We start from the raw sequence: 11,918 nt of genomic DNA, 5'->3' as shown, positions 1-11,918 counted from the left end.
CCGAAGGATCCAGCATGACGACAGCGAGCCCGCACCCCGCGACCGACGTCGAGGTGGTCGTCCATCCCGGCAAACAGGAGCTGAGCGACGCCATCGCCGCACGGCTCGTCACCGCAGTCGTCGACGCCCAGGCGGCGCGCGGCGTCGCCCACCTCTCGCTCACGGGTGGGTCGCTCGGGTCGGACATCTGGCGGTCGGTGGCCGCCCTTCCTGCCCGTCACGCGGTCGACTGGTCCCGGGTCGAGCTGTGGTGGGGCGACGAGCGCTACCTCCCGGCCGGCGACCCGGACCGCAACGACGTCCAGAACGACGATGCCGGGCTCGCCTCGCTCGCCCTCGACCCCGCCCACGTCCACCGGGTGCCCGGTCCGGACGCCTCCGAGAGCGCGGAGGCGAGCGCGACGGCATACGCGGAGACCGTGCGGTCAAGCGGTGCAGGCGCCTTCGACATCATGATCCTCGGGGTGGGCCCGGACGGACACGTCGCCTCGCTCTTCCCCGGCCACCCGGCGCAGCAGACCACCGACGCCATCGCCGTCGCCGTGCACGACTCCCCCAAGCCGCCGCCGGACCGCGTCAGCCTCACCTTCGAGGCGTTGCGTCGCTCGCGGCAGGTGTGGTTCGTCGTCGCCGGTGCCGACAAGGCCGAGGCCGTCGTCAACGGCACGACCGGCGCCACGCTGGACGTGAGCTCGGCAGCCCAGGTCACCGGCGAGGAGCGCACGCTCTGGCTCGTCGATGCGGACGCCGCCCAGCGGCTCTGAGCCTCACGGCACCGAACAACCCCGGGTATGCCGTCGGCGCGCCTCTGCGGGTCGGCCCGCCCTGCGCTGGCCGTCACCGGCGCACGGGCTGACCACCGGCGCAGCCCTGCGTGCGCCGGTCGCCACGCTCTGCGCCGCTCGGCGACAGGCCCGAGCGAGCCAGAGATGTGCGAGCGAGCCACGCACAGGTGAGCCCTTGGCGAACCTCTGGCTCGCTCGGGGTCAGGTGCTCGGCGACAGAGGGCCGGGGTGTAGGCGAGGTGAGCCGAACAGCACCGAGTGCAGCGGTTCTGCGGCCGGCTGCTACTGGACTACTGGATGAGGCCGCGGTCGCGCAGGGCGCCGAGGGCCTCGTCGAGGATCGCCTCGCCGTCCTGGTCGGAGCGGCGCTCCTTCACGTAGGCGAGGTGCGTCTTGTAGGGCTCGACCTTGCTCGGGGCCGGCGGGTTGTCCTTGTCCTGCCCGGCGGGGAAGCCGCAGCGCGGGCAGTCCCACGTCTCCGGGATCTCGAGGTCGGGCTCCTGCGCGAAGCTCGGCCGGGTCTCGTGACCGTTGGAGCACCAGAACGACACGTGGAGACGGGGTGCCGCCTCGCCGCGCTCCGCTTCCCCCATGGGGCCGGCGCCGACTCGGCTGCCGCGAATCGCGTTCCCACCAGACATCGACATCAGGCCTACTTTCGGGTCGGACCCTACCGGGTCAGCTCAGGAGGTGAACCGGTCGAGGACGCCGAGGGCGACGACGCAGGTGAACCAGACGACCGCGATCGCGATCGTGATGCGGTCGAGGTTGCGCTCCGCGACGGAGGAGCCGCCGAGCGAGGTCGACATACCGCCACCGAACATGTCCGAGAGGCCACCACCCTTGCCCTTGTGCAGCAGGATGAGAAGGGTGAGGAAGAGCCCACCCAGGACCAGGAGGACCTGGAGTCCGATGCGTACCGCGTCCACGGTGCTCCTTCGGTAGTGAGAGAACGTCGCCCGGTGGGGCGCGGCTACAGGATACCTACGATCCTCAGCTCGTCCGGAGATGGTCGCGGAAGCGGCAGATCGCGGCGAACTCGGCGGGGTCGATCGACGCCCCGCCGACGAGCGCGCCGTCGACGTCCTCCTGCGCCATGATCGCAGCGACGTTGCCGGACTTGACCGAGCCGCCGTAGAGGATGCGGACCCGGTCGGCGAGGTCGCCGGAGTAGAGCTCGGCCAGCGCGGTGCGGATCGCGCTGCAGACCTCCTGTGCGTCCTCGGGCGTCGCGACCTCGCCGGTGCCGATGGCCCACACGGGCTCGTAGGCGATGACGATGCTCGACGCCCTGTCGGCGGGCAGGCCCTCGAGGCCGGCGCGGACCTGGGCGAGGACGTGCTCGACGTGGGTGCCGGCCTGGCGGATCTCGAGGCCCTCGCCGACGCAGAAGATCGGCGTGAGCCCGTGCTCGTAGGCGGCCGCCACCTTGGCGCGCACGACCTCGTCGGACTCGCCGTGGTACTCGCGACGCTCGCTGTGGCCGACGACGACGTAGGTGCAGCCGAGCTTGGCGAGGAACGCCCCGCTTACCTCACCGGTGTAGGCGCCGCTCGCGTGCTGCGAGAGGTCCTGCCCTCCGTAGCGGATGGCGAGGCGGTCGCCGTCGACGAGCGTCTGGACGCTGCGCAGGTCCGTGAACGGCGGGAGGACCGCCACCTCGACCGCGCCGTGGTCGTGCTTCGCGTCGCGCAGGGTCCAGTCGAGCTTCTGCACGAGGTGCGTCGCCTGGAGGTGGTCGAGGTTCATCTTCCAGTTGCCCGCCATGAGCGGGACGCGCTGGGAGGTGGGGGCAGGAGCCATGGGTCGGGGACCTAGCTTTCGTCGAGGACGGTGAGGCCGGGGAGGTCCTTGCCCTCGAGGTACTCGAGGCTGGCACCCCCGCCGGTGGAGATGTGGCCGAACTGGTCGTCGGAGAACCCGAGCTGCCGCACGGCCGCGGCCGAGTCGCCGCCACCGACGACGGTGAGGGCGCCGTCGGCGGTGATGTCGGCGAGGGCCTGGGCGAGCGCCTTCGTGCCGGCGGCGTAGGGCTCCATCTCGAACGCACCCATGGGGCCGTTCCAGAAGACGGTGCGGCAGTCGGCGAGCTTCTCGGCGAAGAGCCGCGAGGACTCGGGGCCGATGTCGAGGCCCATCCGGTCGGCCGGGATGGCGTCGACGGCAACGACCTCGTGCTCGGCGTCGGCCGAGAACTCGGTGGCGGCGACGACGTCGACCGGCAGGACGATCTCGACGCCGCGCTGCTTCGCCTGGTCGAGGTAGCCCTTGACCGTGTCGACCTGGTCGGCCTCGAGCAGGCTTGTGCCGACCTCGTGCCCCTGGGCCTTGAGGAAGGTGAAGACCATGCCGCCCCCGACGAGGAGCCGGTCGGCCGTCTGGATGAGGTTGTCGATGACCGCGAGCTTGTCGGACACCTTCGCGCCACCCAGCACGACGGCATACGGGCGTTCGGGGTCGGTCGTGAGGCGACGGAGGACGCCGACCTCCGTCTCGACGAGACCGCCCACGGCCGAGGGCAGGAGGCGCGCGACGTCGAAGACCGACGCCTGCTCGCGATGGACGACGCCGAACCCGTCGGAGACGAACGCGTCGGCGAGACCGGCGAGCTGACTCGCGAACTCGGCGCGTTCGTCGGCGCTCTTGGCCGTCTCCCCCGCGTTGAAGCGGAGGTTCTCGAGGAGCACGACGTCACCGTCACCGGCAGCCTCGACCGCCGCACGGGCGCTCTCGCCGACGGTGTCGGTCGCGAAGGTCACGTCCCGCCCGAGCAGCTCGCCGAGGCGGGCGGCGACGGGGGCGAGCGAGTACTTCTCCTCTGGGGTGCCCTTGGGCCGCCCGAGGTGGGCGCACACGACGACGCGTGCGCCCGCCTCGGAGAGGGCCGTGATCGTCGGGACGGAGGCACGGATGCGACCGTCGTCGGTGATCGAGGTGCCCTCGAGAGGGACGTTGAGGTCGGACCGGACGAGGACGCGCTTGCCCCGCAGGTCGCCCAGCTCGGCGATCGACTTCATGCTGTCAGGCCCCGGAGACGCTCAGAGCGAGGAGCCGACGAGGGTGACGAGGTCGACGAGGCGGTTGGAGTAGCCCCACTCGTTGTCGTACCAGCCGACGACCTTGACCTGGTTGCCGATGACCTTGGTGAGGCCGGCGTCGAAGATGCACGACGCGGGGTCGGTCTCGATGTCCTTGGAGACGATCGGGTCCTCGGTGTAGACGAGGACGCCCTTGAGCGGGCCCTCGGCGGCGGCCTTGATCGCGGCGTTGACCTCCTCGACCGTCGTCTCGCGGCCGGCCTCGAAGGTGAGGTCGGTCGCCGAGCCGGTCGGGGTGGGGACGCGCAGGGCGTAGCCGTCGAGCTTGCCCTTGAGCTCGGGCAGGACGAGGCCGATGGCCTTCGCGGCACCCGTCGAGGTCGGGACGATGTTGAGCGCGGCGGCCCGGGCGCGGCGCAGGTCCTTGTGCGGCGCGTCCTGGAGGTTCTGGTCCTGGGTGTAGGCGTGGATCGTCGTCATGAGGCCCTTGACGATGCCGAACTCGTCGTTGAGGACCTTGGCCATCGGGCCGAGGCAGTTCGTCGTGCACGAGGCGTTGGAGATGATGTGGTGCGACGCGGCGTCGTAGTCGCCGTCGTTGACGCCCATGACGATGGTGACGTCCTCGTTCTTGGCCGGGGCCGAGATGATGACCTTCTTGGCGCCGTTGTCGAGGTGCGCCTTGGCCGCCTCTGCGTCCGTGAAGAAGCCGGTCGACTCGACGACGATGTCGACACCGAGGTCGCCCCACTTGAGGTTCTTGGGGTCGCGCTCGGCGAAGGCCTTGAAGGTCTTGCCACCCGCGGTGATCTCGTCCTCGGTCGACGTGACGTCACCGTCGAAGCGGCCGAGGATCGAGTCGTACTTGAGCAGGTGGGCCAGCGTGGCGTTGTCGGTGAGGTCGTTGACGGCGACGATCTCGATGTCGGCGCCGGACGCGATCACGGCGCGGTAGAAGTTGCGGCCGATGCGGCCAAAGCCATTGATGCCAACGCGGACAGTCACGAGCGTTCTGCCTTCCGAAGAGGGTGGGGGCGCACACGGAGGAGCCACGGCGCCGGTGATGTCCCCAACCCTAGTCGTGTGACCCCGGTCACCTTCGCGGAGGTCCGCAGTGCGGAACAGTGGGCCCCGCGCCGTCCGCGAAGGACAGTGCCCGTATGCCGTCCGCCCACCAGTGACGGACCGCTCGCCTCCCGTGGCGGGCGTGGACGTCGAGGACTCAGCTGTCGAGCATGTCCGGGGTGAGGTTGGCGTCGGTGCCCGGGATGCCGAGGTCCTCGGCCCGCTTGTCGGCCATGGCGAGCAGTCGCCGAATCCGGCCCGCGACCGCGTCCTTGGTCATCGCGGGCTGAGCGAGCTGACCGAGCTCCTCGAGAGAGGCCTGCTTGTGCTGGAGGCGCAGCTGGCCCGCCTCTCGCAGGTGGTCGGGGATGTCGTCGCCGAGGATCTCGAGCGCGCGACCGACACGTGACCCGGCGGCAACCGCGGCACGGGCGGACCGGCGCAGGTTGGCGTCGTCGAAGTTGGCGAGGCGGTTGGCCGTGGCCCGCACCTCGCGGCGCATCCGGCGCTCCTCCCAGGCGAGCACGGCGTCGTGGGCGCCGAGACGCGTGAGCATCGCGCCGATGGCGTCGCCATCACGGATGACGACCCGGTCGATGCCGCGCACCTCGCGCGCCTTGGCCGAGATGCCGAGGCGGCGGGCGGCGCCGACGAGGGCGAGGGCCGCCTCCGGGCCCGGACAGGTGAGCTCGAGAGCCGACGAGCGACCCGGTTCGGTGAGCGATCCGTGAGCGAGGAACGCGCCACGCCACGCGGCCTCGGCGTCGCAGACCGACCCCGAGACGACCTTGGGCGGCAGCCCGCGCACGGGTCGGCCACGACCGTCGATGAGCCCGGTCTGCCGCGCCAGCGCCTCGCCATCCTGCACGACACGCACGACGTAGCGGCTGCCCTTGCGCAGGCCACCGGCCGCGAGGACGAGGACCTCGGGCGTCTGGCCGTAGAGCTCGTGGATCTCGCGCCGCAGCCGGCGCGCGGCGTTCGCGGTGTCGAGCTCGGCCTCGACGACGATCCGTCCCCCGATGATGTGCAGGCCCCCGGCGAACCTCAGCGTGGCGGCGACCTCGGCCTTGCGGCAGCACGGCTTGGTCACCTCGTGGCGGCTGAGCTCGTCCTTCACCTTCGCCGTCATAGCCATGGCGTTCATCCTGCCACGCGTCATCGGGGGCGGCTTCCAGAGCCAAGGACGTCCTGCAGGGCGGCCGCCAACCGCAGACGGTCGTGCTGGGTCGGTGACTCCGACATGCCCACCCGGTGGATGTGCAGCTCGGCCCCGAGCTCACGACACGCCTGCGCGAGAGCGGATTCGTCGTCGACGACCGAGGGGTCGGCGAGGACGGCGTCGAGCTGGATGTCCGGCGCGTAGGCCGCGAACGACTGCAGGTGGTGGATCGCGCTGAACCCCGCGGTCTCGGTCGTCACCATCTCGAGGTTGAGGACGAGCAGCCGCTTGGCCCGGGTCACGGCGAGCGCCTCGGCGAGGTCCGGGACGAGGAGGTGTGGCATCACCGACGTGAACCACGAGCCCGGCCCGAGGATGACCCAGTCGGCCGAGCGGATCGCCGCCACCGACTCGGGGTAGGCCGGCGGGTCCGGGGGCAGCAGCCGCACGGCGCGGACCTCGCCACGGGTCTTGGCCACCTGGGCCTGGCCGCGCACGACCGACATCTCGTCCGGCGACTCCTTGCGGGCCCCGAGGACGTCGGCCTCGATGTCGAGCGGCACGGCGGCCATGGGCAGCACTCGACCGCGGGCGTTGAGGAGGCGGCCGACGAGCTCGAGCCCGGCGACGGGGTCGTCGTGCAGCTCCCAGAGGGCGACGATGAGGAGGTTGCCGAGGGCATGGCCGCCGAGCGGTCCGGTCCCCTCGAAGCGGTGCTGGAGCACGTCGCGCCACGTGTGGCCCCACTCGGTCTCCTCGCAGAGTGCGGAGAGGGCCATGCGGAGGTCGCCCGGGGGCAGGACGCCGAACTCCCCGCGCAACCGGCCGGAGGATCCGCCGTTGTCGGCGACCGTGACGATCGCGGTGATCTCGTCGGTGACGAAGCGCAGCGCGGCCAGCGAGGCCGCGAGCCCGTGTCCACCACCGAGCGCGGCGACGACGGGCCCGCTCACTCGCGCCCCAGGTCTCGGTGGACGAGGAAGGTGTCGATGCGCTCGGTGCGCAGCCGCTCGGCGAGGGCCTCGGTCATCGCGACCGAACGGTGCTTGCCGCCGGTGCAGCCGATCGCGAGGGTGGCGTAGCGCCGGCCCTCGGAGAGGTAGCCGCGGGTCACCGGCTCCATGAGGGCGACGACACGGTCGAGGAACTCCTGGGCACCGGTCTGCCCGAGGACGTGGTCGGACACCGCACGGTCGCGCCCGTCGAGGTTGCGCAGCTCGGGAACCCAGAACGGGTTGGGCAGGAACCGCATGTCGAAGACGAAGTCCGCGTCGAGCGGGACGCCGTACTTGAACCCGAAGGACAGCAGGGCGAGCCGCAGCGACGGCCCACGGTTCTGCCCGAAGAGCGGTGAGACCTTGCGGGCGAGCTGGTGGACGTTGAGACCGGACGTGTCGATGACGATCTGGGCGCGCGAGCGCAGGTCGCGCAGGACCTCGCGCTCCTGCTGGATGCCGTCGAGCAGCCGCCCCTCGCCCTGGAGCGGGTGCGGGCGGCGCACCGACTCGAACCGCCGCACGAGGGCCTCGTCGGTCGCGTCGAGGAAGACGAGCTGTGGCGTCCATCCCATGTCGCGCAGCCGCTGCACGGCGGTGTCGAACTCGGTGAAGAACTGCTTGCTGCGCACGTCAACGACGGCGGCGATCTTGATCTCATGACCGGACGCCCGCGTCGCATTGCCGAGCTCGGCCATCGAGACGAGGAGCTGTGGGGGGAGGTTGTCGACGACGTACCAGCCCTGGTCCTCCATGACGTTCGCCGTCGTCGTGCGGCCCGCGCCGCTCATGCCCGTGACGATGACGAAGTCTGCTCCGGAGGCCTGTGCGGCGTCCTCAGTCATTGCGCTCCCTGTGCTCGTCGACGATCTCGCCGGTCATGAGGTTCACGGTCGGTTCCGCGGGTGCCCCAGTCAACTCGCGTTGGATGACCTCCGCCAGCGAACGGCCGATTCCCGGAACCTCCAAGAGGTCCTCGGCGCTCGCTGCGCGGATCCGCTTCACCGAGCCGAACTGCTTGAGCAGCGCCTTGCGCTTGACCTCGCCGAGGCCGGGTATGCCATCGAGCGCGGAGTTGGTCATCGCCTTGCTGCGTCGCTGGCGGTGGAAGGTGATGGCGAACCGGTGCGCCTCGTCGCGCAGCCGCTGCAGGAGGTAGAGGCCCTCGCTCGTGCGCGGCAGGACGACGGGGAAGTCCTGACCCGGGACCCAGACCTCCTCGAGGCGCTTGGCGAGGCCGACTACCGAGACGTCGACGATCCCGAGGTCCTCGATGGCCCGCGCTGCCGCGTTGACCTGCGGCAGGCCCCCGTCGACGACGACGAGCTGCGGCGGGTAGGCGAACCGCGTCGGGCGGCCGGTCTCCTCGTCACGACCCTGGGGCTCGTTGCGGTCCTTGAGGTAGCGACGGAAGCGACGGGTGAGCACCTCGTGCATGGCAGCGGTGTCGTCGATGGTCACCGGCGCCCCGTCCTCGCCGTCGCCCTGCCCACGGACGATGAACCGGCGGTACTCCCCCTTGCGCGGGAGCCCGTCCTCGAAGACGACCATCGACCCGACGACCTGGGTGCCCTGGACGTGGCTGATGTCGAAGCACTCGATGCGCAGCGGCGACTCGTCCAGCTCGAGCAGCTCCTGGAGCTGCTGGAGGGCCTGCGACCGCGCGGTGAGGTCGCCGGCGCGGGCGACCTTGTGGCGCGCGAGGCTCTGGCTGGCGTTGCGCTCGACCGTCTCCATGAGCGTGCGCTTGTCCCCGCGGCGCGGGACGCGCAGGTCGACCCGGCTGCCCCGCAGGCCCGAGAGCCACTCCCCCAGGCTCTCGTCGTCCTCGGGCAGGACCGGCACGAGCACCTCGCGCGGCACGGCCTCGCCCTCCTCGCCGCCGTAGAGCTGCTGGAGGAGGTGACCGACGACCTCGGGGACGGTCTCGAACTCCTTCTCGGCGACCCAGCCGCGCTGGCCGCGCACGCGCCCGCCGCGGACGTGGAAGACCTGGACCGCGACCTCGAGCTCGTCGTCGGCGAGGGCGAAGACGTCGGCGTCGGTGCCGTCGCCGAAGACGACCGCCGACTTCTCGAGCACCCGCTGCAGGGCGCCGATGTCGTCGCGCAGCCGCGCGGCCTGCTCGAACTCGAGCTCGTCGGAGGCGGCCTTCATCTGGCGCTCGAGGCGCTTGACGAACTTCGTGCTCTCGCCGGCCATGAAGTCGCAGAAGTCCTCCGCGATCCGGCGGTGGTGCTCGGCGTCGACGCGCCCGACGCACGGAGCGGAGCACTTGTCGATGTAGCCGAGGAGGCAGGGGCGCCCGACCTGGCTCGCGCGCTTGAAGACGCCCGCGGAGCACGTGCGCATCGGGAAGACGCGCAGCGCCTGGTCGAGGGTCTCGCGGATCGCCCAGGCGTGCGCGTAGGGGCCGAAGTAGCGGGTGCCCTTGCGCTTGGCGCCGCGCATGACCTGCGCCCGGGGGAACTCCTCACCCATCGTCACCGCGAGGTAGGGGTAGGACTTGTCGTCGCGGTACTTGACGTTGAACCGCGGGTCGAACTCCTTGATCCACGAGTACTCGAGCTGGAGGGCCTCGACCTCGGTCGTGACGACGGTCCACTCGACGCTCGCGCCCGCGAGCACCATCGACGCGGTGCGCGGGTGGAGCTGGCCGATGTCCTGGAAGTAGGAGGAGAGCCGGGACCGCAGCGACTTGGCCTTGCCGACGTAGATGACGCGGCCGTCCTTGTCGCGGAAGCGGTAGACCCCCGGGTCGGTCGGAATCTCCCCCGGCCGGGGACGGTAGGTCGACGGATGGGCCACGCCCCAACCCTAAGTCGCCCCACCGACGGGAGCGCACGGCATACGGGCCCGGCCGTATGCCGTCCGCTCAGGTGACGCTGATGCCGTCGGCTCCGACGGTGACCTTCTTCTCGGGAAGGGCCTTGGTCGCGGGGCCGCCCTTGACCTCGCCGGTGGCGATGTCGAACGTGCTGCCGTGGCAGGCGCAGTTGATGGTGCCGCCCTCGACGCCGCTCACCGTGCAGCCCTGGTGCGTGCACACGGCGGAGAACGCCTTGTAGTCACCCTCGGTGGGCTGGGTGATGACGACCTTGGCGGAGTCGAAGACCTTGCCGCCGCCGACGGGGATGTCGGCCTTCTTCGCGAGGTCCTTCACGGCGCCGGCGGCGCTCGAGGCGGCGTCGCTCACGGCGTCACCGACGGCCTGGTCGGCATCGCTGCCGCAGGCGGTGAGACCGACGCCGGCGACGGCCACGATGCCGGCCGCCCTCATCGCGTCGCGACGACCGCAGCAGCCCAGGGTCGTCGTGGTCCGGGGGGCGGTGTCCTGGCCTTCGAGATTCGTCTCCATCGCGCCAGTATGCCGACGGATTCTGTTGTGCGCCTGTGAAGATCGCACACATTTGTGTGCTTTCGAGGTTGGTAACGACTCGGCACAATCTCGCCCAAGTGCGGTGGAATCGGTGGGTCCCGTGGTTATTGTTCGCCGTGCTCGCACACCCGTCGCGAGCTCCTCGGCCATCGGCCGCGGGAGAAGAATTTCCAGGAGGAAACGTGGCTCAGCGTTCCGTCATGACCGTCGGCGCCTCGATGCTGGTGGCTTCACTCGCCCTCGCAGGGTGTGGCACCCGCGGCGAGGACAGCAACGACACCGGCGGCGACACCGGCGGCAGCGCCAAGGTCGCCAAGATCGGCGTCATCGCGCCTCTCTCGGGCGACCTGTCGGCACTCGGCAAGGGCATCCAGCACTCGGTCGAGCTGGCCGTCAAGCAGGCCAACGACAGCAAGGCCATCCCCGGCTGGACCCTCGAGGTCGAGGCCGTGGACGACGAGGGCAAGGCTGACGTCGGCAAGAACGGCGCGACCAAGCTCGCCTCGGACGACGAGGTCATCGGTGTCGTCGGCAACCTCAACTCGAGCGTGAGCCAGCAGACCCAGCCGGTCTTCGCCGCCGCCAACATCACCCAGATCTCCCCCGCCAACACCGGCCCCGCCCTCACCCGCGGCGCCGACGGCAACTCGCGTCCCTACAAGACGTTCTTCCGCACCTGCACCACCGACATCGCGCAGGGCGGCTTCGCGGCCAAGTTCCTCATCGACCAGGGCATCAAGACGGTCGCGACGATCCACGACAAGAAGACCTACGGCCAGGGTCTCGTCCAGTACTTCACCGAGGCCTACAAGAAGGCCGGCGGCACCGTCGTCGCGGCGGAGACCATCAACCCGGACGAGTCCAACTACGCGCCGGTCGTCTCGAAGGTCGCCCCGTCCAAGCCGGGCGCCGTCTACTACGGCGGTGAGTACCCGCAGGCCGGTCCGCTGTCCAAGCAGATGAAGGCCGGTGGCCTCAACGTCCCGCTCATGGGTGGCGACGGCATCTTCGACCCGAAGTACATCGAGCTCGCGGGCTCGACCTCCAACGGCGACCTCGCCACCTCCGTCGGTGAGCCGACCGAGAACAGCGAGGCCGGCAAGAAGTTCCTCGCCGACTACGAGGCCGCGAAGTACGCCGAGCCGGCCGCTGCCTACGGTGGCTACTCCTACGACGCCGCCAACGCCATCATCGAGGCCCTCAAGACCTCGCTGAAGGACGCCAAGGACGTCAAGAGCGCCCGCCAGGCCACGGTCGACGCGGTCGGCAAGGTCTCGTTCGACGGCGTCACCGGCAAGGTGTCGTTCGACGAGTTCGGTGACACCCTCGTCAAGGTCATCACGGGCTACAAGGTCGAGGGCGGCAAGTTCGTCTCCGTCAAGTCCGAGAACGTGAGCTGACCCGGCAACGGTCGAAAGCTGACGTAGTTCATTCGAGCAGGGGCGGACGTAGGTCCGCCCCTGCTTGAATGTGCCAGCCCCCTCAAACCAGGAG

12 protein-coding genes are annotated in these 11,918 nt (G+C 70.5%); 2 read left to right on the top strand and 10 right to left on the bottom strand.

Annotated elements, in window-relative coordinates; genetic code table 11:
* Positions 1 to 14: 14 nt before the first annotated feature.
* Positions 15 to 764 carry a 6-phosphogluconolactonase gene (gene pgl / locus N798_RS14445; protein WP_052117386.1) on the top strand — a complete coding sequence of 250 codons (750 nt, stop codon included), beginning with the start codon at positions 15 to 17 and terminating at the stop codon, positions 762 to 764.
* Positions 765 to 1,075: 311 nt separating this feature from the next.
* Here pgl and N798_RS14440 read toward each other — a convergent pair whose 3' ends face one another.
* The 10 genes from N798_RS14440 to N798_RS14395 all read right to left on the bottom strand — a co-directional run bounded on the left by N798_RS14440 (position 1,076) and on the right by N798_RS14395 (position 10,403).
* A complete protein-coding gene (locus tag N798_RS14440) occupies positions 1,076 to 1,426 on the bottom strand; it encodes an RNA polymerase-binding protein RbpA (protein WP_084100774.1) in 351 nt (116 codons plus the stop codon).
* Between the two features lie 42 nt (positions 1,427 to 1,468).
* Entirely contained in the window at positions 1,469 to 1,714 is a 246-nt protein-coding gene (gene secG, locus N798_RS14435) for a preprotein translocase subunit SecG (protein ID WP_035949667.1), read from the bottom strand.
* A 64-nt stretch (positions 1,715 to 1,778) separates the two neighbouring features.
* On the bottom strand, positions 1,779 to 2,588 hold the full coding sequence (gene tpiA, locus N798_RS14430; protein WP_035949665.1) for a triose-phosphate isomerase: 810 nt from the start codon (positions 2,586 to 2,588) through the stop codon (positions 1,779 to 1,781).
* 11 nt (positions 2,589 to 2,599) lie between these two features.
* Positions 2,600 to 3,802 (bottom strand): phosphoglycerate kinase, encoded by a 1,203-nt coding sequence (locus N798_RS14425; protein ID WP_035949663.1) that lies wholly within the window; start codon positions 3,800 to 3,802, stop codon positions 2,600 to 2,602.
* Between the two features lie 21 nt (positions 3,803 to 3,823).
* Positions 3,824 to 4,828 carry a type I glyceraldehyde-3-phosphate dehydrogenase gene (gene gap, locus N798_RS14420; RefSeq protein ID WP_035949662.1) on the bottom strand — a complete coding sequence of 335 codons (1,005 nt, stop codon included), beginning with the start codon at positions 4,826 to 4,828 and terminating at the stop codon, positions 3,824 to 3,826.
* A gap of 217 nt (positions 4,829 to 5,045) precedes the next feature.
* A complete protein-coding gene (gene whiA / locus N798_RS14415) occupies positions 5,046 to 6,026 on the bottom strand; it encodes a DNA-binding protein WhiA (RefSeq protein WP_035949794.1) in 981 nt (326 codons plus the stop codon).
* Between the two features lie 20 nt (positions 6,027 to 6,046).
* Positions 6,047 to 7,003 (bottom strand): gluconeogenesis factor YvcK family protein, encoded by a 957-nt coding sequence (locus N798_RS14410; RefSeq protein ID WP_035949658.1) that lies wholly within the window; start codon positions 7,001 to 7,003, stop codon positions 6,047 to 6,049.
* Entirely contained in the window at positions 7,000 to 7,890 is an 891-nt protein-coding gene (gene rapZ / locus N798_RS14405; RefSeq protein WP_035949655.1) for an RNase adapter RapZ, read from the bottom strand. The genes N798_RS14410 and rapZ overlap by 4 nt, the downstream gene beginning before the upstream one ends.
* Positions 7,883 to 9,853: an excinuclease ABC subunit UvrC gene (gene uvrC / locus N798_RS14400; RefSeq protein ID WP_035949653.1), complete on the bottom strand. Its 1,971-nt coding sequence runs from the start codon at positions 9,851 to 9,853 to the stop codon at positions 7,883 to 7,885. Before uvrC ends, rapZ begins: the two co-directional genes overlap by 8 nt.
* Positions 9,854 to 9,920: 67 nt before the next feature.
* Positions 9,921 to 10,403, bottom strand: coding sequence for a Rieske (2Fe-2S) protein (locus N798_RS14395; protein WP_052117385.1), 483 nt, complete (start codon positions 10,401 to 10,403; stop codon positions 9,921 to 9,923).
* A gap of 203 nt (positions 10,404 to 10,606) precedes the next feature.
* Between N798_RS14395 and N798_RS14390 the strand changes: the two genes are divergently transcribed.
* The gene (locus N798_RS14390) at positions 10,607 to 11,824 is read left to right on the top strand and encodes a branched-chain amino acid ABC transporter substrate-binding protein (protein WP_229708271.1); all 1,218 of its coding nucleotides are present in this window, start codon (positions 10,607 to 10,609) and stop codon (positions 11,822 to 11,824) included.
* Positions 11,825 to 11,918: the final 94 nt, after the last annotated feature.

The organism is Knoellia flava TL1 (genome assembly GCF_000768675.1).
GTDB lineage: Bacteria > Actinomycetota > Actinomycetes > Actinomycetales > Dermatophilaceae > Knoellia > Knoellia flava.
This window is presented reverse-complemented; position numbering and strand designations above follow the sequence as displayed.